The organism is Acinetobacter sp. NS-4, from assembly GCF_037402435.1.
Taxonomy (GTDB): Bacteria; Pseudomonadota; Gammaproteobacteria; order Pseudomonadales; family Moraxellaceae; genus Acinetobacter.
In genome coordinates this window covers 102,357-125,330 of sequence record NZ_JBBEUE010000002.1, presented here as the reverse complement: position 1 = coordinate 125,330, position 22,974 = coordinate 102,357, and the positions used below count along the sequence as shown (strand labels likewise).

At 39.1% G+C, this 22,974-nt stretch carries 21 protein-coding genes and 2 tRNA genes; 15 read left to right on the top strand and 8 right to left on the bottom strand.

The window, feature by feature from the left end:
• The first annotated feature begins 46 nt into the window (after nt 1-46).
• The 7 genes from lpdA to pgaD all read left to right on the top strand — a co-directional run bounded on the left by lpdA (nt 47) and on the right by pgaD (nt 10,188).
• Nucleotides 47-1,480: a dihydrolipoyl dehydrogenase gene (lpdA, locus tag WAE57_RS02045; protein ID WP_086176251.1), complete on the top strand. Its 1,434-nt coding sequence runs from the start codon at nt 47-49 to the stop codon at nt 1,478-1,480.
• 184 nt (nt 1,481-1,664) lie between these two features.
• Nucleotides 1,665-2,831, top strand: a complete 1,167-nt coding sequence (sucC, locus tag WAE57_RS02040; protein WP_337707790.1) for an ADP-forming succinate--CoA ligase subunit beta — start codon at nt 1,665-1,667, stop codon at nt 2,829-2,831.
• A gap of 13 nt (nt 2,832-2,844) precedes the next feature.
• Nucleotides 2,845-3,735: a succinate--CoA ligase subunit alpha gene (sucD, locus tag WAE57_RS02035; protein WP_086176249.1), complete on the top strand. Its 891-nt coding sequence runs from the start codon at nt 2,845-2,847 to the stop codon at nt 3,733-3,735.
• A gap of 373 nt (nt 3,736-4,108) precedes the next feature.
• Nucleotides 4,109-6,586 (top strand): poly-beta-1,6 N-acetyl-D-glucosamine export porin PgaA, encoded by a 2,478-nt coding sequence (gene pgaA / locus WAE57_RS02030; protein ID WP_337707787.1) that lies wholly within the window; start codon nt 4,109-4,111, stop codon nt 6,584-6,586.
• Nucleotides 6,586-8,418, top strand: a complete 1,833-nt coding sequence (pgaB, locus tag WAE57_RS02025) for a poly-beta-1,6-N-acetyl-D-glucosamine N-deacetylase PgaB (RefSeq protein WP_337707785.1) — start codon at nt 6,586-6,588, stop codon at nt 8,416-8,418. The genes pgaA and pgaB (WAE57_RS02025) overlap by 1 nt, the downstream gene beginning before the upstream one ends.
• A 2-nt stretch (nt 8,419-8,420) precedes the next feature.
• Nucleotides 8,421-9,689, top strand: coding sequence for a poly-beta-1,6-N-acetyl-D-glucosamine synthase (pgaC, locus tag WAE57_RS02020; RefSeq protein WP_337707784.1), 1,269 nt, complete (start codon nt 8,421-8,423; stop codon nt 9,687-9,689).
• Nucleotides 9,682-10,188, top strand: coding sequence for a poly-beta-1,6-N-acetyl-D-glucosamine biosynthesis protein PgaD (gene pgaD, locus WAE57_RS02015; protein WP_237786730.1), 507 nt, complete (start codon nt 9,682-9,684; stop codon nt 10,186-10,188). The genes pgaC and pgaD overlap by 8 nt, the downstream gene beginning before the upstream one ends.
• On the opposite strand, the gene pgaB (WAE57_RS02010) is transcribed toward pgaD, so the two are convergent.
• The 3 genes from pgaB (WAE57_RS02010) to WAE57_RS02000 all read right to left on the bottom strand — a co-directional run bounded on the left by pgaB (WAE57_RS02010) (nt 10,154) and on the right by WAE57_RS02000 (nt 13,279).
• The gene (gene pgaB / locus WAE57_RS02010) at nt 10,154-11,311 is read right to left on the bottom strand and encodes a poly-beta-1,6-N-acetyl-D-glucosamine N-deacetylase PgaB (protein ID WP_337707780.1); all 1,158 of its coding nucleotides are present in this window, start codon (nt 11,309-11,311) and stop codon (nt 10,154-10,156) included. The two genes, pgaD and pgaB (WAE57_RS02010), sit on opposite strands and share 35 nt — an antisense overlap.
• 187 nt (nt 11,312-11,498) lie before the next feature.
• Entirely contained in the window at nt 11,499-12,302 is an 804-nt protein-coding gene (locus WAE57_RS02005; protein ID WP_337707778.1) for a VOC family protein, read from the bottom strand.
• A gap of 434 nt (nt 12,303-12,736) precedes the next feature.
• Entirely contained in the window at nt 12,737-13,279 is a 543-nt protein-coding gene (locus WAE57_RS02000; RefSeq protein ID WP_337707776.1) for a hypothetical protein, read from the bottom strand.
• Between the two features lie 339 nt (nt 13,280-13,618).
• Between WAE57_RS02000 and cysD the strand changes: the two genes are divergently transcribed.
• The 5 genes from cysD to WAE57_RS01975 all read left to right on the top strand — a co-directional run bounded on the left by cysD (nt 13,619) and on the right by WAE57_RS01975 (nt 18,762).
• Entirely contained in the window at nt 13,619-14,527 is a 909-nt protein-coding gene (gene cysD / locus WAE57_RS01995; protein WP_237786815.1) for a sulfate adenylyltransferase subunit CysD, read from the top strand.
• 114 nt (nt 14,528-14,641) lie between these two features.
• Nucleotides 14,642-16,258 (top strand): sulfate adenylyltransferase subunit CysN, encoded by a 1,617-nt coding sequence (gene cysN, locus WAE57_RS01990; protein WP_337707774.1) that lies wholly within the window; start codon nt 14,642-14,644, stop codon nt 16,256-16,258.
• A gap of 85 nt (nt 16,259-16,343) precedes the next feature.
• Nucleotides 16,344-17,864 (top strand): PIN-like domain-containing protein, encoded by a 1,521-nt coding sequence (locus tag WAE57_RS01985; protein ID WP_337707772.1) that lies wholly within the window; start codon nt 16,344-16,346, stop codon nt 17,862-17,864.
• A gap of 107 nt (nt 17,865-17,971) precedes the next feature.
• On the top strand, nt 17,972-18,481 hold the full coding sequence (locus WAE57_RS01980; protein WP_337707770.1) for a PadR family transcriptional regulator: 510 nt from the start codon (nt 17,972-17,974) through the stop codon (nt 18,479-18,481).
• A 32-nt stretch (nt 18,482-18,513) separates the two neighbouring features.
• Nucleotides 18,514-18,762: a DUF2798 domain-containing protein gene (locus tag WAE57_RS01975; protein ID WP_337707768.1), complete on the top strand. Its 249-nt coding sequence runs from the start codon at nt 18,514-18,516 to the stop codon at nt 18,760-18,762.
• Nucleotides 18,763-18,830: 68 nt separating this feature from the next.
• On the opposite strand, the gene WAE57_RS01970 is transcribed toward WAE57_RS01975, so the two are convergent.
• The 3 genes from WAE57_RS01970 to WAE57_RS01960 all read right to left on the bottom strand — a co-directional run bounded on the left by WAE57_RS01970 (nt 18,831) and on the right by WAE57_RS01960 (nt 20,039).
• Nucleotides 18,831-19,016, bottom strand: a complete 186-nt coding sequence (locus WAE57_RS01970) for a hypothetical protein (RefSeq protein WP_337707766.1) — start codon at nt 19,014-19,016, stop codon at nt 18,831-18,833.
• 228 nt (nt 19,017-19,244) lie between these two features.
• Nucleotides 19,245-19,574: a thioredoxin family protein gene (locus WAE57_RS01965; RefSeq protein ID WP_337707764.1), complete on the bottom strand. Its 330-nt coding sequence runs from the start codon at nt 19,572-19,574 to the stop codon at nt 19,245-19,247.
• A 24-nt stretch (nt 19,575-19,598) separates the two neighbouring features.
• Nucleotides 19,599-20,039, bottom strand: coding sequence for an N-acetyltransferase (locus WAE57_RS01960; RefSeq protein WP_337707762.1), 441 nt, complete (start codon nt 20,037-20,039; stop codon nt 19,599-19,601).
• A gap of 130 nt (nt 20,040-20,169) precedes the next feature.
• Between WAE57_RS01960 and WAE57_RS01955 the strand changes: the two genes are divergently transcribed.
• The 3 genes from WAE57_RS01955 (at nt 20,170) to WAE57_RS01945 (ending at nt 22,645) form a co-directional block, all read left to right on the top strand.
• Nucleotides 20,170-21,162, top strand: a complete 993-nt coding sequence (locus tag WAE57_RS01955; protein WP_337707760.1) for an NAD(P)H-quinone oxidoreductase — start codon at nt 20,170-20,172, stop codon at nt 21,160-21,162.
• A gap of 241 nt (nt 21,163-21,403) precedes the next feature.
• Complete coding sequence (locus WAE57_RS01950; protein WP_237786742.1) at nt 21,404-21,604, top strand: hypothetical protein; 201 nt, start codon at nt 21,404-21,406, stop codon at nt 21,602-21,604.
• A gap of 135 nt (nt 21,605-21,739) precedes the next feature.
• Nucleotides 21,740-22,645 (top strand): WYL domain-containing protein, encoded by a 906-nt coding sequence (locus tag WAE57_RS01945; RefSeq protein WP_237786743.1) that lies wholly within the window; start codon nt 21,740-21,742, stop codon nt 22,643-22,645.
• A gap of 122 nt (nt 22,646-22,767) precedes the next feature.
• On the opposite strand, the gene WAE57_RS01940 is transcribed toward WAE57_RS01945, so the two are convergent.
• Together WAE57_RS01940 and WAE57_RS01935 are read right to left on the bottom strand one after the other, a co-directional pair.
• Nucleotides 22,768-22,853: transfer RNA gene (locus WAE57_RS01940), tRNA-Leu, on the bottom strand.
• A gap of 10 nt (nt 22,854-22,863) precedes the next feature.
• Nucleotides 22,864-22,937, bottom strand: a tRNA-Cys gene (locus WAE57_RS01935).
• Nucleotides 22,938-22,974 lie beyond the last annotated feature (37 nt).

Below are 22,974 nucleotides of genomic sequence, written 5' to 3'. Positions count from 1 at the left end.
CCATGGGCTTAGGGCGATCCTCTAAGCCCATTTTTTGGAGATAAACATGTCTCAACAATTTGACTTAGTTGTAATTGGCGGTGGACCAGGTGGTTATGAAGCAGCAATTCGTGCGGCTCAACTTGGTTTCAAAGTTGCTTGTATCGAAAAGCGTATTCATAAAGGCAAACCATCTTTAGGTGGTACTTGCTTAAACGTGGGTTGTATCCCGTCTAAAGCTTTACTTGATTCTTCACATCGCTATGAAGATACCGTTCAGCATTTAGATGACCATGGTATTACTACCGGTGAAGTTAAATTTGATCTTTCTAAAATGCTGGCTCGTAAAGACAAAGTTGTAGATCAATTGACTGGCGGTATCGATCAATTACTTAAAGGTAATGGCATCGAGTGGTTAAAAGGTACGGGTAAATTACTTGCAGGTAAAAAAGTAGAATTTGTTTCTCACGAAGGTGAAACTCAAGTTTTAGAGCCTAAATACGTGATTCTTGCGACGGGTTCTGTTCCTGTAAATATTCCAGTGGCTCCTGTAGATCAAGACTTAATCGTTGATTCTACAGGCGCTCTTGAATTCCCAGAAGTACCTAAGCGTTTAGGTGTGATTGGTGCTGGTGTAATCGGTCTTGAGCTTGGTTCAGTATGGCGTCGTCTGGGTGCGGAAGTTGTTGTATTTGAAGCAATGGATGCATTCTTGCCAATGGCTGATAAAGCTTTGGCAAAAGACTTCCAAAAACTGTTGACCAAGCAAGGTATGGATATCCGTATCGGTGCAAAAGTTGCAGGTACTGAAATCAACGGTCGTGAAGTAACAGTTAAATATAACCAGGCTGGCGAAGACAAAACTGAAACTTTCGATAAATTAATTGTTTGTGTAGGTCGTCGTGCCTATGCTGAAGGTTTATTGGCTGATGATTCAGGCATTAAATTGACTGAACGCGGTCTGGTTGAAGTAAATGATTGGTGTGCAACTTCTGTTGAAGGTGTATATGCAATTGGTGACTTGGTACGTGGTCCAATGCTTGCTCATAAAGCAATGGAAGAAGGCGTAATGGCAGTTGAACGTATTCACGGTCATGCTGCACAAGTGAACTATGACACGATCATTTCTGTAATTTACACACACCCAGAAGCGGCGTGGGTAGGTTTAACAGAACAGCAAGCGACTGAAAAAGGTCACGAAGTTAAAACGGGTCAATTCGGTTTTGCTGTGAACGGTCGTGCTTTAGCTGCGGGCGAAGGTGCTGGTTTCGTTAAGTTTGTTGCTGATGCAAAAACGGATCGTTTATTGGGTATGCACGTGATTGGACCTGCTGCGTCTGATATCGTTCACCAAGGGATGATTGCGCTTGAGTTTGTATCTTCAGTTGAAGATCTACAGTTGATGACTTTCGGTCACCCAACTTTCTCTGAAGTGGTACATGAAGCTGCACTGGCAGTCGATGGACGCGCAATTCACGCGATTCAACGTAAGCGCAAGTAATTCGAAAAAAGAGCGACTTAGGTCGCTCTTTTTACATTTGATAGTTGTTTTTATTAGAACAATCATCTAAAAATAAAGATAAGAATCATTTTTAAATTCTCAAACTACCAATATTGATTGATGTGAACCAAAAGATATTGGTGAACGTAATAACAAAGTCAAATAAGTACTAAAAGGTTGTTTAATGAATTTACATGAGTATCAAGCAAAAGCGTTATTAAAAAAATATGGTATGCCAGTTCAAGAGGGTGTACTGGCAACCAATGCAGCAGAAGCTGTAGCAGCATTTGAGCAACTCGGCGGTAAATTTGCCGTAATGAAGGCTCAAGTTCATGCGGGGGGACGTGGTAAAGCAGGTGGGGTTAAAGTCGTAAAATCAAGCAATGAAGCCGCTGAATATGTAAATGGCATTATTGGTACACGCCTTGTGACTTACCAAACCGATGCCAATGGTCAGCCGGTAAATAGTGTTCTTGTGTGTGAAGATGTCTATCCCGTTGAACATGAATTGTATCTAGGTGCAGTGGTCGACCGTTCTAGCCGCCGCGTAACTTTTATGGCATCCACCGAAGGTGGTGTCGAAATTGAAAAAGTGGCAGAAGAAACCCCAGAAAAAATTATTAAGGTAGAAGTAGATCCTTTGGTGGGATTAATGCCTTTTCAAGCGCGTGAAGTGGCCTTTGCACTTAATTTAAAAGATGGACAAATCAACCAATTTGTCAAAATTATGACGGCTGCTTATCAGGCATTTATTGAAAATGATTTTGCCCTATTTGAAATTAATCCACTTTCAGTCCGTGAAAATGGTGACATCTTATGTGTTGATGCCAAAGTAGGCATCGACTCTAATGCATTGTACCGTTTACCAGAGATTGCAGCGATGCGCGATAAGTCTCAGGAAAATGAACGTGAGTTGAAAGCTTCAGAACATGACCTGAATTATGTAGCCCTAGAAGGTAACATCGGTTGTATGGTCAATGGAGCTGGTCTTGCCATGGCAACCATGGACATCATCAAACTGTATGGTGGTCAGCCTGCAAACTTCCTGGATGTTGGCGGTGGTGCCACCAAGGAACGTGTGATTGAAGCCTTTAAAATTATTTTGGCAGACAGTTCGGTACAAGGGATTTTAATTAATATTTTTGGTGGAATTGTACGTTGTGACATGATTGCTGAAGCCATTATTGCAGCGGTTCAGGAAGTTCACGTAGCCGTACCGGTTGTTGTGCGTTTGGAAGGAAATAATGCAGAACTGGGCGCCCAGCTATTGGATGAATCTGGACTAACGTTAATTTCTGCATCAGGTTTGGCTGATGCTGCAGAAAAAATTGTTGCTGCTGTAAAAGCTTAAGGGAGTATCAAACATGAGCGTATTAATCAATAAAGACACCACTGTATTGGTACAAGGCTTTACAGGTAAAAATGGTACTTTCCATTCAGAACAATCCATTGCCTATGGCACCAAAGTCGTTGGTGGCGTAACCCCAGGTAAAGGTGGGCAGCAGCATTTAGGGCTTCCGGTTTTTAATACCATGAAAGAAGCTGTTAAAGAAACAGGAGCAACAGCAACTTCCATTTATGTTCCGGCACCTTTTGTTTTAGATTCGATTATTGAATCAATTGATTCAGGAATTGAGTTAATTGTGGTGATTACTGAAGGCGTCCCAACCTTGGACATGCTGAAAGCAAAACGCTATCTAGAAACTTATGGTAATAATGCACGTTTAATTGGGCCAAACTGTCCAGGCATTATTACACCGGGTGAATGCAAGATCGGCATTATGCCAGGGCATATTCATCAACCTGGTAAAATTGGCATTATTTCTCGTTCAGGCACATTGACCTATGAAGCAGTCGCGCAAACGACTAAATTAGGCTTGGGTCAGTCAACCTGTATTGGTATTGGGGGTGACCCGATTCCAGGCATGAACCAGATTGATTGCTTGAAGTTATTCCAGGAAGATCCGCAAACCGAAGCTATTATCATGATTGGTGAGATTGGTGGTACCGCAGAAGAAGAAGCAGCAGAATATATTCAGTCGCATGTGACTAAGCCGGTTGTGGGCTATATTGCAGGCGTGACTGCACCGAAAGGCAAGCGTATGGGACATGCGGGTGCGATTATTTCTGGCGGTAAAGGCACAGCTGAAGAAAAATTTGCAGCCTTTGAAAAAGCGGGTATGGCATATACCCGTAGCCCGGCAGAACTTGGCTCAACCATGTTTGAAGTATTAAAGAGCAAAGGTATGGCTTAACACAAACCTGGCAATTGTAATAAAAAGCCCTCGATAGAGGGTTTTTTTATTGAGTACTATTTGATGGCTTAGCAATGATTGGCCATTAAAAAATTCAATATTGAAAAATGATGGATTGTAAGAGATGATTTTTTTGTAGTTAAAATTAAATATTGAACAAAAAATATACTGATTAAATAAAGAAAATATCATAATTAAAGTAAAGCAATAAGTTAAAAACAATATAGTTTATAATTTAAATAACGTGATATATATCACATAAAATAATAAAAACACAAAACGAAACACAATATTTTGTTAATTGGTTATTTTAAGCACATATTGTGGACTACAATATGACCATTAATAACAATGAATAAAGAATATTTTAATTATGAACTTTAAACTCAATATACTTTTTCTATCTTGTGGAACTTTACTGTTTTCTACATTGTCATATGCAGAATTGATCTATAACGACGTTGTCGATCAACAACGTGAAAAGATTGTACCTTTAATTAAACAAGGCCAGGTGGATAGTGGATTACAAAAACTCAGACAATTATTGATCCGTTATCCCAATAATCAGAAATTGATCGCTGATTTTGTGGTGCTAGCCTATGAAAATAAAAAATTTACAGAATCAGATATTCAGTACCTTAAGGGTATAAAAAGCCAACAATTTCCAGATTATGCAAAGGTGAATGTGCTTAAGGCCTTGCGTGATTTAAAAAAATTTGAATTAGGAGAATTTTGGGCAAAAAAATTCGCCCAAACAGATCAAAATCAGATGTGGACAGTATGGACGGGTGTCTTGCAAGCGGAAGCAGGCAAAACTGCTCAAGCAAAAAATACTCTAAAGCCGATTGATATCAACTATGTAGAGGCCGATTATTTGGCACAACTTGCATATACCTATCGACTTTTAAACATGCCGATCGATGCAATCAATGCAGCGACTCTGGCCATTGAGAAAAATAAAGATTTAAGTACCGATGAACAATATGTATTGGCACTTATGGCGAATTCAAATTATGCCAAAGCTGAACAGTACCTGAGCCGTAATGAAATAAGTCAAAAACAGCCGCAATTGGGAACCACGGTAAAAATCAGTGAATTTACCCAACGTATTCAAAATGCGGAGCAATATATTAAATTAGCCAATTATCGTGCTCGTGGCAGTAATCCTTATCAGCCTCTAGATCGTGTTCTTACCGATATGGAAAGCTATGAAGCCCAGATCCCTAATAATGACGTCAATTTAAAACGTCGATTTTACTATGAATATATATATGCATTAAATGTAAGAAATCGATCAAAAAAAGTTATTGAGCAGATCCCCAAAGTTGGTTTGCCGGTTGAGCAAATGCCAGCTTATGTACGTCAAGCGATTGCAGAAGCATATTTGAGTGATCATCAACCTAAAGTGGCTGAAGTGCATTATAAAAATTTGCTCAAGGATAAAAAGAATGCAAATTATAAAATTTATGCAGGTTTGTATTACGCTTTAATTGAACAGGAAAAATATAAGGAAGCGGATCAGTTCCTCAAAAGTCTGGATAAATTGTTGCCGACTTATTTCTATAGTAGTGCCAAAGGGGTAGATAAAGTTACCCATGATGACCGTGCTGAATATTTGGGACTTGTGGGTCTTAATTATTTATATCGCAATGAAAATAGTAAAGCAGAAAAATATTTTGATGAGTTAGTGGCGAAGGCACCCAATAACGTGGTGTATCAAACTTATCGTGCACAAGTGCAACGCGCGCGTGAAAATCCTCAGCAGGCTGAAATGATATTGTCGCAGTGGGATAGTATGACCCCAGTTGATAGTAGTGTAAAAATCAATCATATGCTGAATATGCAGGCCTTGGGTGATATTCAACAATGGCGTGCTCAAAATGCTGAGCTCATGCGCACCTTACCTGAAGATACCGGGGTGGTAAAAAGTAAAAAAGAACTTGATGATCGTGATCATGCATCTATTCAGCACCAAAGTCTTTTTTCAAAAAGTGAATCTGACAATGCAGCTTTGCTGGATCGTTTGAAGGGTAGTCGTGAACAGGAAAACTGGACACGTATAAATACGCCTTGGTTTTATGACAATTTCCGAGCTTATGTCGATCATAGTATTCGATCCGCTGATTACGATGACGGCAAGGTGGACGATCAGCGCGTAGGTTTGGGGCTGGAATGGGAGTCGCGTCGTAAAGCTGCAAATATCCTGCTGTCCCAGAGTATAGATGATGCATTGGGAAATGACCGCTTTGGTGTACTGGTGAATTGGTCACAATGGTTAAATGATCATTGGCAATACGCTTTAGGCTATAACAGTCAAGCCAATATTCCCTTGCAAGCGGTTAAAAATGGTAATGAAGGTCAGTCCTATAGTTTAGGCCTAAATTGGCAGCAGCATGAATCTCGCGAAGCTGGGATGAACTATCAACTGACCGATATCGATGATAACAATACCCGTCATGAAGCGACGGCCTATTTAAAACAGCGGATTTTAAAAGGACCTCACCATATTACAAGTTTGTCTTTAGGGGGGTATTACAGTCAAAACGATCAGGTTGCGGTGAATTATTTTAATCCTAAAGAAAGTTATAGTGCGGAACTGACCTTACAGCATGACTGGAACACCTGGCGTAATTATGATGCATATTTCAACCAGCATTTTGAATTCAGTGCTGGAGCTTTTGGGCAAAATGGATTTTCCTCCAAGGCTATATATAACGTTTTTTATCAGCACGATTGGCATTTTTCTCGAACCTGGAGTTTGAACTATGGCATAGGCTGGGGAGTCCATCCTTATGATGGGGAAAATGAAAAAAGAACTTATGGATCGGTAGGTCTGAAGGGGCGTTTTTAATGAAAAAAATCGTAAAATTTTTACTTGCTAACTTGTTTATTGCTGCTTGGTTTATACCTACGATAAGTATGGCGCAAAATGTGACAAACGCTAAAAATGAACTACCCGATAATTTATTTGTGACGATTACCTTTCATGATGTAAGAGACGATGTTACTTCTGGCGACCACGATCTGTATGCTATTAGTACTAAAAATTTGGCCCAATATTTTGCATGGTTGCAGCAAGAAGGATGGGTACCCATACGTTTGCAAGATGTCTGGCTGGCACGACAGAAGAAAAAGCACTTACCACCAAAATCGGTATTGCTGACCTTCGATGATGGTGCACTCAGCAGTTATACCCGGGTATTTCCTTTATTAAAACAATATAACTTTCCTGCAGTATTTGCCATTTCTACGAGCTGGATTAATGGTAATACCAAAGATCCCTATGAAGCTTATGGCAAAAACAATTTGATGAATTGGGATCAGATGCGTGAAATGCAACAATCTGGCTTAGCGGAGTTTGGTTCCCATTCAGATAATATGCATAAAGGTATAGTTGCCAACCCTCAACAAAGTATGGAGCCCGCTGCAATTACCCGTACATATTTACCCCAATTAAAACGTTATGAAACAGATGCAGCCTATCAAAAACGTATCATAGAAGATTTAAAAAAATCGAAGGAAATTTTAGATTTCCAATTAGGTATCAAGACTTTGGCCATTTTCTGGCCTTATGGAGCAGTGACCAAGGAAAGTGAAGAGCTTGCATTAAAAGCAGGATTACCTATGTCATTTAGTTTGGGTAGCATGTCGACACTTGCAGATGCAGGTACCACATATCAACGTGCGTTAGTCATGGGTAATCCTACCCCTGAAATGCTACATACAGAAATGCTGGATTTTTTAACTTTCGCCAATGAAGAATACAAGCAACGTAAGAGCTTTGTCGGTTTTGATCTGGCTGAAATGGTCAGTCCCAATAATAAAATTTTTAATCAGAAACTGGGGCAGTTGCTGGATCAAATTAATGCATTAAAAAGCAATACACTGCTATTAAAAGTTGTAGCTGATGAGAATCGTGATGGAAAAATAGATGTTGCTTATTTTCCAAACTCGCAATTAAGTATGCGACGAGATTTGCTCAACCGTACGGTTTGGCAAGCGCGTACCCGTATTGATAACCGTGTATATGCAGAGTTGCCGATTAGTATAGAAACGAAACAAGGATTGAATCTGGCTACATTAACTGGAGATCTGGTTAAGAACAATACTTCTATTGAAGGCTTGATGATTGAAGTGGGAGATGAATTCTCGTGTGCTGTAGAAAATAAAAGCTGGGATGCGGCATGTGCTCAAAAAGTGAAACGCGTCTTACAAATCAAAGAACGGACTAAACAACAGGCAAATTACTATGCCAATATTAGTAATAATTACCAAACCGCTTTGAAAATAAGTTTAAAGAATAAACATATTGGTGGTCTAAAACCCTTAATTGAGCAGGGCTTGGCATACAGCGACTTCCTTTATATTGAATTTGATCCTGTGGAACATCCTGAAATATTTAGGGCTGTGCAAAAACAGTTGAAAAAATTAAATGCTGAACAAAAGCAGCGTCTGATTTTTAGTTTTACCGTTAATCCAAATTCCAGTAAACGTGAATGGAAACATTATCAAGAAAATTATGAAACATTAAAAAATTTAGCGATACAAAAAGTTGGAATTAATAACTATCAGTTAAAAGCAGGACAGCAGATTCAGGAAAATCTTTATAGGGAGTTAAGCAACAATGATAGTCCGTTAACTTATCGCAATCCTTATAAGAATAATACTGCGAAAAGGAGGTAATAATGGGTGAATTCAGTTTGATAAGTGTGAGTGATTTATACTTTGGTTTTGCATTTTTCTATCCATTATTTATGGCTTGGATTTGGATTGCCGGCGGAATCTGGTTTTATCTAAAGCATGAACACAAGAAACCGCCATTGCCTCATCCTAGCGAACACGGATGCAGTATCGTGATTCCTTGTTTTAATGAGGCAGCACAGGTTAGAGATACCATAAAATTTGTCATGCAAACTCAGTATCCGGATTTTGAGGTCATTGCAGTGAATGACGGTAGTCAGGATAAAACTGCTGAAATTCTGGATGAGCTTTTGCAAAAATATCCGAAACTCAGAGTTGTCCATTTGGCTGAAAACCAAGGCAAGGCCTATGCCTTACGTGCCGGGGCAATGGTGAGTCAAAATGAATATCTGGTTTGTATAGATGGTGATGCCTTAATACATCCGCATGCAGTGTTATGGATGATGCATCATTTAACCAGTTACCCACGGGTTGGGGCAGTCACCGGGAATCCACGTATTTTGAACCGTTCCAGTATACTGGGCAAAATTCAGGTCGGCGAATTCTCTTCTATTATTGGATTAATTAAACGTGCACAACGCACCTATGGACGAATCTTTACTGTCTCAGGCGCAATAGTCGGTTTTCGTAAAACGGCCCTAGACCGGATAGGATATTGGCGTGATGACATGATCACAGAGGATATCGATGTATCATGGCGTTTACAGTTTGATCATTGGGATTTGCAATATGTCCCACGAGCATTGTGTTACATCTATATGCCTGAAACCTTCAAAGGCTTGTGGAAACAGCGTTTACGTTGGGCACAAGGAGGAGTAGAGGTTTTATTTGCTTATTTACCGAGCTTATTTAAATGGAATCGACGCCGTATGTGGCTTATTGCGCTGGAGTCTATTATCAGTGTGGTTTGGGCGTATGTGATGTTTGGTATTATTATCTTATATCTATATGGTCTGTTTTTTTCTTTACCAGGAGAGTGGGCAATTCAATCTCTCTTTCCACAATGGTACGGGATTATTTTGGGTTTAACTTGTCTGATCCAATTCTTTGTCAGTTTATGGATCGATAAACCCTATGATAAAGCCCGAATCTTCAGGAACTATTTTTGGGTCATTTGGTATCCACTGTTCTTCTGGATTCTAACTATGTTGACGACAGTGGTTGCATTACCTAAAACGATTTTCAAGACTCAAAAACGTGCGCGCTGGGTAAGCCCAGATCGTGGATTTAGAGGAGAGCCAGAAAATGACTAAAGTATATAAATTTTATTTAATTGAAGATGAGTCAAAATTGGAGCTGCCAGAATATATTGATCAACCTGAATATGTACGTAATAAAAGCATGGGTTACAGTTTGCAAATCGTAGGTTGGTTTGTATTTATGTGGTTATTTATGCCAGCGTTGACCATGCTGTTTTGGTGGTTTGAAGGTCAAACCATTTATCAGCAACTGGTCACAGAGGCTCAACCGGATAGCCAATTAAGTTTAATGAATATTATTGTACTGATTTTAAGCTTTATTAGTGTGCTATTTCTTTGGGCAACTTATAACTGGGTCCGCTTTTCAGGTAAGGAGCGTAGAAAAACCCCATTAGCAATCGCGGTACCCCAACTTGCCAGTAGTTTTAAGGTGAATACGGCAGATATTATCAATATGCAACAGGCCAGGAATTTAACCCTTTATTATAACAATAAAGGGTTACTGGAGTTTTTTGAGACTAATCACCAGTTAAAAAAGCGGATTTCAGCTTAGAAGGCTGAGGATGTTCATGGACAAAATCATCGGGGTAATAACCAATATGTTTTACCCCGTGTTTTTCTAAAAACTTGATGGTATCCACAATTTCTTCGGTGGAAAGCTTCTGATCGTTTATCCAATTCAATGCTTGAAGTTCAAAGATCGTATGACTTAAATCTGGGTCGTATTTTTTTGACTGTCGTATCAGGTCTAAATAAAACTGTTGATGGTCATCCGCTTCTTCCATATAAGGCATGGCCATAATGGCATTGTAGTCATAATATTGATAAGTACTAGGCATGGATTGGCTAAACCAGTTTTCGCTATGTGGCTCTAATACTACTGGTGCATACATATTGCGTGCAGTCAGAAGATTAGGCTGTTGCTGTTTAATGATTTTGGTAATGCCTGCAGCAAACTGATCCAGATAGGCTGTTTTGAATTTTGCAAATTCCAACTGTTTAGATTGCCGAGGTTGTTTTAATAGTTGATCTGCACCGAATCCCCAAGCCCGGTACATGCTTTGTGCCGGAGCAGAGCTATCTTCATAATCGTTGAGCGTGACATCATCGTGGTAGAGCACGCCATCCACCGTATTTGATTTTATAAAGTCTAAATAAATTTCGGAAACATATTTGAGATTTTTAGGATCAAAGGGTGAAACCCGAATATAACCATGTTTTCCACCGGCGTTGTGTGAAACATAGGTCAGTTTGTAACTTTTGGGAAACTCCCAAGCCATTAACGGTAGCCAGGCATAAATATGCTTAACCTGGGTCTTGCTACGAATCTGGCTGACCAGAACAGGGAAAAGATTATCCCTGGTCGGAATATGGCGGTTTTTAAAATACACCTGATCGGCTGAACCATTGGCATCGGGGTCGGCAAAGGCTTGCAAGAAAATGGTATTCGGTTGAATCTGGATAATCCGTTGGATTAAATCTTGAATATTTCGTTGCTGCTGTTTTTTATCTTTATCATAAACGTAGTCAATATCGATATGCATGATACGCATCTGATCGATTTTTCCGGTTTTTTTTAAGGGCGGTGCGACTGATTTTTGCGTCATATTTTGTTGCACAATTGCATCAATAGGATGCTGTTTGATTTGCACAATATCGGCAGAATATGCAGACAAGGGGAGACAGCTTAAGCTCCAATAAAGACAATGGCTAAGTCTATTCTGGTATAAATTTTTAAAATTATTCATTGTTATACTCACTTTTATCATTTATTGAATTTTTCAAAAATCTCAATTTATTCATCATTGTTTTATTATGCAGTGGGCTGGTTGTAGAGCAATCAGGCACGAAGTAAATCATCAATCAACAGCTTTTCATTTTAAACACCGCTGCCTGCGCACGAGGGTTTTGCCTGAGTATTTCACTCAAATTTTCAGGATGAATTTGCCAGCTCACACCAAACTGGTCTTTACACCAGCTACATTGGCTTTCTGTACCTTTTAGCGTGATGCTATTCCAGTAATAATCAATTTCAGTTTGATTTTCGCATTCAATGATCAAGGATACGGCTTCATTAAATTCAAACGGTTGAGGAACCCCACTGTCCATGGCCATCAGGGTGAAGTGATTGGCGATCACTTGGGCATGTTTGATTTGTCCGGCGTACTCGTCCTCGCTATATTTTAAAATGCCTTGGGTGCGAAAATGATGAAATAGGCTTTGGTAAAAATTTAACGCAGCCAGACATTGTCCCTGATATGCGCCGCAATACATCAGCGTTGGGACAATCTTTTGCTGATTGGTATCGGATAATTTTCCTAAATAAAGTTGCCAGCTAAAACCATATTGATCTTGCAGCCAGCCATAATAATCACTCCATGCATATTGCCCCAATGCCATTTGTGCAGAACCGCCTTCAATCAATTGATTCCAGTAGCAATCAATCTCGGTTCGATTTTCACAAATCACCATAAAAGAAATTGAAGGATTGGGATGAAATGTAGGTTCATCATTAATGGCTAAAAACCGTATGCCCGCCAATTGTGCTTTTACCGCATACTGATTTTCTTCGATCAGGTGGCTATTGGGAAAAATAGAGCAATACCATTCAAATGCAGCTTTGGCATTTTTTTCAAACCACAGGCAAGGGTAGATAGAGTGTGTCATTATTATGCTCTATGTCTGCAATATCAGCAGATAATGCGGCCTTCTACAGCCTTAACACAAGTAAGTTTATAGAGCTTAATTGTATAAAAATTATTCAGCTGGAAATGAAAAATACTGCCTTAACATGGCATCTTTCCAGCATTTTAAAACTCATCAGAATACTGTAACTTGAGCCTATATTCATCGATATCAACAACAGTACTTTTCGTATACGGTTGTGGGTGGAGTGGGAGAGTGAGGGCGATAAATAGACCTTAAAAATGATTCGGGATGTCTTGATCACTGCCAACGACACACTTACAGCATAACAAGTTGCCACAATGCCCAACAGTTGCATTGGGCAACGGATCATGCAGAAAATCCACTTAGCGATCAATACACATTTTCTAGCTTGTTTTCTTTATCTAAATGAACGCTATCTTTAGGTAAAACCATCAATACAGACAGGTTTGAATGCGAATTTTCATTTCCAACGCTTGTTGCACAATAAAGGTTTTCATCCAGTTCACCTGTTGTCCCATGGGATTGGTTTTAATGGCTGTATTTAAGAAATCTAATGACGGCTGACTGAACAACTGCGTTTCAATTGCATCTGTAAGCTGAGCGCTATTGGCGGTCAGTGGCAGGCTGACCAGATAAAATGCCTTGGGATAATTATAAAAGGCGTAGAGCAGGTTAAAGGCTTTTTGATCGGCCTTTAAATTTCCTGCACCGATTTCATAGCCGCGATCCTGGTTGCTATGGGTTACACCGATCAAAAAATCATATTGATTACCCGAAAGTCGTAGTCCAAATTGCAGTCCAATCTGGTCAGCACTCAGTTCATGCTGAACAAAATTATTCAGAATGGTACCATCCTCAGCCCAAGGTTCTTGTAAGACCAGTAAATGCTGATTGTGCTGATAGATATGACCAGCAAGCTGGGCGCGTTCTAGGCGGGACTTAACGGATTCAATGTTTGGGTCGGGTAGTGGCATAATTTAAAAAACACAGGAGATAGGAGAAAGTTCAGTTAATGTATGAAATTTTCAAGGCGAATAAAATATATGGCTTAGAGGAATTAACAATCAGCTTATATTTTGTACATTTTAATCTTTAGTTGTGATCCTGACTGTCCCTGAGTAGAATAACAAGAGGCTTAAGCTGATCATTAATAAAAACTTATACTCATTATCAGAGAAGCTTTATATGATAAATTTGCATATCAATATAATAAAACAAGCAATAGTTGTGATAACTAAATCTCTATAATGAATATATATATTTTTAAAAGTGTAATAAGTACACGTTGATCTGAGTTGGTGTTGTCAATGTCCATAACTGAGGAAAGACTTACTCATCTTAAACAGCTTGAAGCTGAGAGTATTCACATTATCCGTGAAGTGGCTGCCGAATTTGAAAATCCGGTCATGTTGTATTCTATTGGTAAAGATTCTGCAGTAATGCTGCATCTTGCTTTAAAAGCATTCTACCCCGCAAAACTCCCATTCCCGCTACTGCATGTAGACACGGGCTGGAAGTTTAAAGATATGATCACATTCCGCGACAACATGGCGAAAACCCATGGTTTCGATTTGATCGTGCATCAAAATAAAGAAGGTAAAGACGCTGGGATCAATCCGTTTGATCACGGTAGTTCTAAATATACCGACATCATGAAAACCCAAGGCTTAAAACAGGCTTTGGATAAATACGGTTTTGATGCAGCTTTTGGTGGCGCGCGCCGTGATGAAGAAAAATCACGTGCCAAAGAACGTGTTTATTCATTCCGTGATAGCAAACACCGTTGGGATCCTAAAAACCAGCGTCCTGAACTTTGGAATCTTTACAACGGTAAAGTGAACAAAGGTGAAAGTATTCGTGTATTCCCGTTATCAAACTGGACTGAGCTTGATATCTGGCAATACATCTACTTGGAAAGCATTCCATTAGTACCACTTTATTTAGCTGCAGAACGTCCTGTGGTTGAGCGTAGTGGCACACTGATTATGGTTGATGATGAACGTATGCCTTTAAAAGAAGGTGAGGTTCCGCAAATGAAATCGGTACGTTTCCGTACATTAGGTTGTTACCCATTAACGGGTGCGGTTGAATCAACTGCCAACACCTTGCCGGAAATTATCCAGGAAATGCTTTTAGCCACCAGTTCTGAACGTCAAGGTCGTATGATTGACCATGATGAAGCAGGCTCGATGGAAAAGAAAAAGCAGGAAGGTTACTTCTAATTAATCTCTCCCAACCTCTCTTTACGAAAGAGAGGAGAAAAAGTCCCTCTTTTATAAAGAGGGATTTAGGGAGATTTAGAAACCGATTTCAACGAATTTGTGGAGCTTTGAGCGATGTCTCATCAATCAGAATTGATTAGCCAGGATATCTTGGCGTATTTAAAACAGCATGAAAATAAAGACCTGTTACGTTTCCTGACTTGCGGTAACGTGGATGACGGTAAATCGACTTTAATCGGTCGTTTGCTTTACGATTCAAAATTGATCTATGAAGATCAATTGCAAGCCGTAACCCGTGACTCTAAAAAAGTCGGTACAACAGGTGATGCACCTGACTTGGCGCTTCTTGTAGATGGTCTTCAAGCTGAACGTGAGCAGGGGATTACCATTGATGTGGCATACCGTTATTTCTCTACAGAAAAACGTAAGTTCATCATTGCCGATACTCCGGGGCATGAGCAATATACCCGTAACATGGCTACAGGTGCATCTACCTGTGACCTTGCAATCATCCTGATTGATGCGCGTTATGGTGTACAAACTCAAACACGTCGTCACACTTACATTGCAAGCTTGCTCGGTATTAAGAACATTATTGTTGCGATCAACAAAATGGACTTGGTGGAATTCTCTGAAGCACGCTTCAATGAAATTCAAGCTGACTATGCTAACTTCGTAAGCCAATTGGGCGACCGTAAGCCAAGCAACATCATCTTTACGCCTATTTCTGCATTGAATGGCGATAACGTGGTGAACAAGTCTGAAAACACACCGTGGTATACCGGTCAAACCCTAATGGGTTCACTTGAGTCTGTTGAAATTAACCGTGATACCGCGAAACGTGATTTCCGTTTCCCTGTGCAGTATGTGAACCGTCCTAACCTCGACTTCCGTGGTTTCGCAGGTACGATTGCGCTGGGTGAAATTAACGTAGGCGATAAAGTTGTTGCGTTACCATCGGGTAAATCTTCAACTGTTAAAGAAATCGTGACCTTTGATGGCAACCTTGAACATGCTTTTGCAGGTCAAGCGGTAACATTAACGCTAAACGATGAGATTGACGTATCACGCGGTAATATGCTGGTTCGTGCGGATCAGGGTATTCCTGCCATTTCACGTTCGGTTAAAGCAACTGTGGTCTGGATGGCGGATCAACCGCTTGTGTTGGGCAAGTTGTATAACATCAAAATTGGTACGCAAACTGTTCCTGCCAAAGTTACTGGCATTAACTTCCGTACCAATGTGAATACACTTGAGCAAATGCAAGTGGATCATCTTGATCTAAATGCCATTGCCAATGTAACTGTTGAATTTGATGCGCCAGTGGTCTTTGACCGTTATCAGGACAGCCGTTATACCGGTTCGTTTATCTTCATTGATCGTTTGAATAACGTAACGATTGGTGCAGGTATGGTTGAAGAGTCGGTTGAATGGACTGCACATAGCAACCCTGTAACTGCGGAAGACCGTGCGGCACGTTTGGGTCAAAAACCTGCGTCAATTACAGTATCTGCTAAAGCACTGGAAAATGCGCAAGCGCTTGAAAACTTGTTATTACAACAAGGTATTGTCGCGATTGCCAAAGCTGACCTTGATGCTGCGCAAGTTGCACTGCTTCGTGAAACGGGTATAGCGGTCATTACCACTGTTGCGGAAGCTACAGATGTAAGCTTCGCGCAAGAGTCGGTTGAAGAGCTGGCTGAAAAAATTGTGGAATTGGTTCGTCTGTAATAGGTTGAATTGATTTAAAAAAACCCGCTTAATGCGGGTTTTTTACTCTATAATAATATTTAATTAGTAAACATATTTCTAAAAAATGCGCGAAAAATTTTCTTGTTTTTATAATGATGAATCTGACGATAACCTTAAACCGATTTGGGAGAGTGAGGGAACTCTTTTTGTATTTGATACAAATGTTTTAATAGATCTTTATTCTTTTCAACCTGAAAGTCGTGAAGACTTTTTCAAAGTACTAGATAAGTTAAAAGATAGAATTTGGATTCCTTATCATGTTGGTCTAGAGTTTCAGAGAAGACGCTTAGAAATCATAAAAAAACGTAGAGAGCATTTTGCTAAAATAGATAAAGAAGTAGATGATTTAAATAGTACTTTCTCTTTTGATCAAAAAAAATTTACTACATTAACTACACAGTTGATTACTAAAAAGAATTATCCTGATTTATATGAAAAGATACAAAATCTTTCAAATACATTTGCTGAAAAATCAGAATTATTAAAAAAACAATTAAAAGTTGATTTAATTGGATTAAAAGAAGGAATTAAATCTTATGATAAAGATAAAATTTTCTTGAATACGGATGATCATATTCGTAAAAAAATTGATAGTTATTTTACAAATGATAAAGTTGGTGATTGTATCTTTGCTAATCAAAATGATATTGATCAATTAAATTTAGAGGGAGAAGAGCGTTTTAATAAAAAAATACCCCCGGGTTATGAAGATGAGAAAGAAAAAGGAGAGTCAACTTTTGATTTCAATGGTCTAATCTATAAAAGAAAATTTGGTGATCTAATTATTTTTAAAGAAATTATTCAAATCGCATTATCTAGAAAAATTGATAATATAATCTTTATTTCCGGTGATAAAAAACCAGATTGGAGAATGATTGATAAACTAGATGGAGAAAAGATCCTAGGTGCGCGAACAGAACTAAAATTAGAATTGAAGAATAAAGCTAATGTAACTAATTTTTTCATATTTCAAATTGAAGAGTTGTTAGACAAAACTGAAAAGTTTTTAAATGTACAAATTAGAGAAGATTCATTGACAGATATCAAGAAATCTTTAAATGAAAATAAATTAATTATAAAAATTTCTAAAGAAAATAGAGATAAAGCTAGTCAAAATCTTGAAAAAATTAAAAATAAATTATATTTGGAATATAGAGGTATAGGTATTGACTTAAAAGAACCTGAATTAACAAATAAAGCTTTAAATTTCATTGCAAAACATGGAATTGGAGGTGTTGAAGAGGAGGACAATTTACATGCTATTGTTTATCAAGATATTGAGTCTAGATTGACTGAGAGTAAAAAGGAACAAACTTATTTGGAGAAACTTCAATCGTTAGCTTCAAACTCGTATCTTAAAAAATATTATGAATTAGATAAGCTTTTTGAAACATTAATGAATGAAAAAAATATAATAATTAATAAAATAGATGAAATAGAATTAATTGAAGATGAAAAAAATGTCTCTATGCTTAAAAAAATGGCATTAGAGCAAGAAAAGAAATTATTAAGAAATAAGTTGAATGAGATTAGACAGCAGTTAGAAGAAGTGCAAATAGATATGGTGAGTACAAAATTCGAATAGTTTTTTCATTTTATGAAATCAAAGACAGATGATTTTTGGCTATAAAAAAATTATAAATTTAATTGTTATGATAAGATATATCTTTAATTATAAGATGTATCTTAGTTATGCCAAATTCCAACCTTATTGAGAACAGTGAAAGTACGCCAAAACCCCGCAAACGCCTGTTTGAAGCAGGTGAAATGAAACTGTTGGTACTACATTTTATTGCTCAAGCACCCAAGTTTAGTTATGACATCATCAAAGATGTTGCTGCTTTTGTCGGGGGGGAATATAAACCGAGTACAGGCACGATCTGCCCGACGATTAACTATCTTGAAGAACAACAATATACACAAGTGATCATGAGTGCTGATGAGCGCAAGCAATATCACATTACTGACAAAGGTCTTGAGCATCTTGAAGACAGTCAGGATACCTTGCACAGAGTTCTCAGCCGTTTCGAAACCCGCCGCCGGATTAAAAATGATGAACGCTATATCGACATCAACAATGCGATGGAAAGCCTAAAAGCTTCACTACGTTTGAAACTGTCGCACGCTGAATTAAGCAGTAAAGACATTCAAAAAATTGCAGAACAGATTGATCAAGCAGCAGCAAACATTACCCGTTTGTAATTCAATTCACGATTTAAAAATTAGGTTAAATGATGAAAAATAATCTCCCAAAATTTCACCCAAAACATCTGGCTTGGCTGATGCCCCTCATCCTGTCAGGCATTATGAGTGGGGCAATTTCCTGCTTTAACATGTTGCTAAATAACGGCTTTGTTGATGGCTTCTTTTCTCTGTGGCTACATGCCTGGAGCTTATCATGGCTGATGGCATTTCCACTGATTCTGGTGGTGCTGCCACTGGTACGTAAATTTCTGATGCAATTTGTGGATATGCCCAAATAAGAAACACTTCGGTTGATTAAAAATTATCCAAACCATGAATATGAAAGAAGGGGGGTGAATGCATAACTTTAGCCCCGTTTTTTTATCAGCCAGCTCACTAAGCGGGTCAACATCAGCAGTACGGCAAAATAGATCTGAAAGACGGCTGCAAAGATCATGATCCAGCCGCTATTCCCGGGTGTCTTTCTTGCATCAATCTCAATTGCAAATACCAAAATTGCAATCACAATTTCAAAAGCAATTACGGTTTTCAATAGCCAGGTCCAGGGAAAACGCAACAACCATGTGAGGAAAATAATGCCCACACAAGGAAACAGGCAAAATAGAAAAATAATTTTTAAATCCATAATATTTGGGCATTTTTATTGGGGGAGTTAGTCTTACAATATATTGAATAATAATGGAAATAAAGCAATGCACCTTGAAATGACTATTCAATATTCAATTGGGTATTTTTATCGCCTAGCAATAATCATTTTAAATTAACCCATTGAATCCAAAATTCTTTTCAATTCATTCAAACTTTTCACCCCTGCAATCCGTTGCATGATTTGTCCATTTTTAAAAATCAGCGTAGAGGGCAAGCCGTAAACGTTATAGCGCAATGTCAAAATAGGGGATTGATCGATATTCACTTTGCCAAATTTGATCTCGGGTTTTACTTCAGCATAATGTGCAGCCAACTGTTCAAAGACAGGGAAGTTTTGTACACAGGGTTTGCACCAGTCGGCATAGAAACGGATGACTGCCAGACCTTCAAACCATTCAAAGTCACTATAATTATCTTCATTGTATTCAATGACAGCTGACATCAATTTGTCCTCATATTTTCCGGATCAATGCTTGGACCAAGTCATGTTCAATTCTGTATGACCAGTGTTTTTATCCATGGCTTGGCTGATGGTTTTAAAGCCCTGCTGCTGATAAAAATTTACCGCTGCGGTATTTTCAGCATACACATTTAAATGCAATTCATCACATTGCTGTTTTAAAAAATCAATTAAACATTTGCCATATCCACAGCCTTGCTGATGAGGTGCAATAAAAAGTGCAGCTAGCACCGCCTCTGATCTTAATAAAGATGCAAATCCGAACACCGTTTTATTTTCTTTAATGACATAATTTTCTGCCAAAGGCAGATAAAGATCACGCATTGGAATCAGCTGCTTTTCCCAGTAAGTAGCAGGAATAAAATCATGTGCCTGTAAGGAAGCATTGAGCCAGATGTCTAAGATAGCTTCCATATCCTGTATTTCAGCTTTTTGAATAGTTGCCATGCCTATCTCATATCATTTTGCTGAATAGTGGGAAGATTATACATAAGTCCACGGTTATTCATTCCCGGCTATTTCTATGTTCAAATAGGACGGTAAATTTAAAAAGTAATGAATAGATCAGGAAGAAAATATGTCACAAGCGACTATGCAACAAGTCATTATCACAGAACCGGGCGGCGTGGATAAACTCGCTTACGAAACTGTTGCAGTACCTGAAGCTAAAGCAGATGAAGTCTTGGTAAAGGTGCATGCATTTGGTATTAACCGTCCAGATATCTTGCAGCGCCAGGGTCTATATCCAATGCCTAAAGGGGTGACGCCTGTACCGGGTCTGGAAGTGGCGGGTGAAGTGGTGGCTGTAGGAAGTGAGGTTTCTAAGTTTAATGTCGGCGACAAGGTTTGTGGCTTAACCAATGGTGGTGGTTATGCAGAATATTGCGTGGTGCCTGAAAGCCAGACTTTAAATATTCCTGAAGGTGTAAGCTTTGTGCAGGCAGCGGCGATTCCTGAAACCTTTTTTACCGTATGGGCCAACGTGTTCCAGATGGGTAAAGCCAAAGCAGGGGAAACGGTACTAGTGCATGGTGGAACCAGCGGTATTGGTACCACTGCATTGATGCTGTGTAAATCACTCGGTATTAAAACTTTTGCCACTGTAGGTTCGGATGAAAAAGTTGCAGCAATTTCAGATTTAACCACGGCAATCAACTATAAGACTCAAGACTTTGAGCAGGTCATTAATGAAAAAACTGACAATGGTGGTGTCGATGTGATTTTAGATATGGTTGGTGCGCCATATCTGGATAAGAACCTGAATCTGCTACGTCGTGAGGGTCGTCTGGTCTATATCGCATTCTTGGGTGGTGCCAAAGCCAAAGAGGTGAAACTCGGTCAAATCATGATGAAACGTCTGACCATTACCGGTTCAACCATGCGTGCGCGTAATACTGCTGAAAAGGCTGAAATTGCTCAAGGCTTAAAGGAGCAGGTTGCACCGCTGTGGGCAAAGGGGGAATGTCTGCCAATGATCTATAAAACTTTCAAGTTTGATCAGATTCAGGATGCACATGCGGTGATGGATACCGGTGAACATGTCGGTAAAGTTGTGGTAGAAATCATTTAACGATTCAAGCTTTAAATAAAATAAAAGCCAACAGATGTTGGCTTTTATTTTGCATGTAATAAAAAATGATAAGTAATTTAAATTAATGAATAGAAAAAAGGTCATAAAGTTTAAAAAATGGTAAAAAATGTCGATTGTTCGACACAACCTGTCAGAACTAGGATGTAGATTAAGATTTAAAATAATCCGACTAAATTGTTTGGTATTAATAGAAGTGTCATGTAATAAAAGGAAGTATATTATGAAAATAGTCTCAGCTCCTTATACATCTGAACATGGTTTACGTGCATTAAAACGGTTGCATAAGGCCATTATTTGCAATCAGATATTACCCTCTAACCTGCATCAGTTCTATAAAGCCATGCTGCATCTTGAGCGTTATGTTGAACGGCTTAATCCTAAACCGCCGACAAAAGGTGTCACCAGCCGTTTCAAATCGTGATTCGAGTTTTTCCTATTAGGTTTAAGTTGAAATAAATATATAAAATTAAATTTTTGATTGGTATTATAATTTTTAGATAATTTAAAAAATTTAGCATTTTAGGCATTGTGCTTTTATTGCACAAAGAGGGTGTTTATGAAGGGCAATGCGTCAACGCATGAGCGCCTCGCAGAGCGTTTGGCCAATATTTTAACCAAACTGAATATAGGGCATCAGTTAAGTGTACAAGAACTGGCGGGTGAGTTTCAGGTCAGTACCCGAACCATTGAACGGGACTTTGATCGGCTTAATTCATACTTGCCTTTGATTCAGGATGGGAACACTAAACGCTATTATCTGGAACCTTCCTATTTAGGCCGTTTTAAACTGCAGGATATCCAGAATTTTGCGCAACTGTCGGGAATTAGTGAGCTTTACCCGACGCTGGATATTTCTTTTTTACGTGAATTGCTGGACGAGCGGGCGAATCAGGTCTTCTCGGCGAAAGGCTATTATTTTGAAGATACCAAGCGGTTTGCTGAACATTTTAAGCTGCTTAGCGCTGCGATTTATAAACGTCAATGGATTGAGCTGCAATATCGTGATCAATGCAGAATCATCCAGCCTTATCGTTTAATCCATCATCATGGCATCTGGTATTTGGCGGGTGTCTTTCAGGAAAAACTGCAGACTTATCGCTTAAGTCAGATTCAGCAGGTGAAACCGCTATTTGAGGCAGAAAATTTCCAACATGATGCCGAGCTATTGAAAATACTGGCCGATGAGGAAAGCATCTGGTTTGGACAGCAAAAACAGCAGGTTTTTATCCAGGTAAAAGCTGAGGTTGCGGTATTTTTTAAAGAGCGGCGTTTGTTTCCGGAACAACAGATCGAACAGGAATCCACATCGGGAGAATTATTGCTTAGCTGTCAGGTTCGCCACGAAATGCAGTTGTTGCCTTTGGTGCGGTATTGGCTACCACATGTTAGGATTATTCAGCCGGTTCATTTGCAGCAAAAACTGGAGCAGGATCTGGAGAACTATTTGCGCTCTGCAGGATAATATTCAAAGAGTACAATAGGGGAATGCAATTCAGAATAAAAATCTGAGTTGCTAAATTTTAGGCATAAAAAAACCAGCTGGTCGCTGGGTTCTTTATTTACACCATCTTAGTAGGCTAAGAATGGTGCCCGAGGCCAGACTCGAACTGGCACGCTTTGTGGGCGGGGGATTTTAAATCCCCTGTGTCTACCGATTTCACCACTCGGGCTTAACAAGATTGGAGGCGGAGGTCGGAATCGAACCGGCGTACACGGAGTTGCAGTCCGCTGCATGACCACTCTGCCACCCCGCCATCTCTTGTTGCTGCGTATATTATCAAGCCCTGAAAA

Bases quoted from the DNA above. Each gene is read 5' to 3' on its own strand.
- pgaA (WP_337707787.1), top strand. From the start codon at position 4,109: ATGAACTTTAAACTCAATATACTTTTTCTATCTTGTGGAACTTTACTG.
- lpdA (WP_086176251.1), top strand. From the start codon at position 47: ATGTCTCAACAATTTGACTTAGTTGTAATTGGCGGTGGACCAGGTGGT.
- pgaB (WP_337707785.1), top strand. From the start codon at position 6,586: ATGAAAAAAATCGTAAAATTTTTACTTGCTAACTTGTTTATTGCTGCT.
- pgaC (WP_337707784.1), top strand. From the start codon at position 8,421: ATGGGTGAATTCAGTTTGATAAGTGTGAGTGATTTATACTTTGGTTTT.
- WAE57_RS01980 (WP_337707770.1), top strand. From the start codon at position 17,972: ATGCCAAATTCCAACCTTATTGAGAACAGTGAAAGTACGCCAAAACCC.
- WAE57_RS01960 (WP_337707762.1), bottom strand. From the start codon at position 20,039: ATGGCAACTATTCAAAAAGCTGAAATACAGGATATGGAAGCTATCTTA.
- sucD (WP_086176249.1), top strand. From the start codon at position 2,845: ATGAGCGTATTAATCAATAAAGACACCACTGTATTGGTACAAGGCTTT.
- sucC (WP_337707790.1), top strand. From the start codon at position 1,665: ATGAATTTACATGAGTATCAAGCAAAAGCGTTATTAAAAAAATATGGT.
- cysN (WP_337707774.1), top strand. From the start codon at position 14,642: ATGTCTCATCAATCAGAATTGATTAGCCAGGATATCTTGGCGTATTTA.
- WAE57_RS01975 (WP_337707768.1), top strand. From the start codon at position 18,514: ATGAAAAATAATCTCCCAAAATTTCACCCAAAACATCTGGCTTGGCTG.
- pgaD (WP_237786730.1), top strand. From the start codon at position 9,682: ATGACTAAAGTATATAAATTTTATTTAATTGAAGATGAGTCAAAATTG.
- WAE57_RS01965 (WP_337707764.1), bottom strand. From the start codon at position 19,574: ATGTCAGCTGTCATTGAATACAATGAAGATAATTATAGTGACTTTGAA.
- WAE57_RS01950 (WP_237786742.1), top strand. From the start codon at position 21,404: ATGAAAATAGTCTCAGCTCCTTATACATCTGAACATGGTTTACGTGCA.
- WAE57_RS01945 (WP_237786743.1), top strand. From the start codon at position 21,740: ATGAAGGGCAATGCGTCAACGCATGAGCGCCTCGCAGAGCGTTTGGCC.
- WAE57_RS01985 (WP_337707772.1), top strand. From the start codon at position 16,344: ATGCGCGAAAAATTTTCTTGTTTTTATAATGATGAATCTGACGATAAC.
- WAE57_RS02000 (WP_337707776.1), bottom strand. From the start codon at position 13,279: ATGCCACTACCCGACCCAAACATTGAATCCGTTAAGTCCCGCCTAGAA.
- WAE57_RS01955 (WP_337707760.1), top strand. From the start codon at position 20,170: ATGTCACAAGCGACTATGCAACAAGTCATTATCACAGAACCGGGCGGC.
- WAE57_RS02005 (WP_337707778.1), bottom strand. From the start codon at position 12,302: ATGACACACTCTATCTACCCTTGCCTGTGGTTTGAAAAAAATGCCAAA.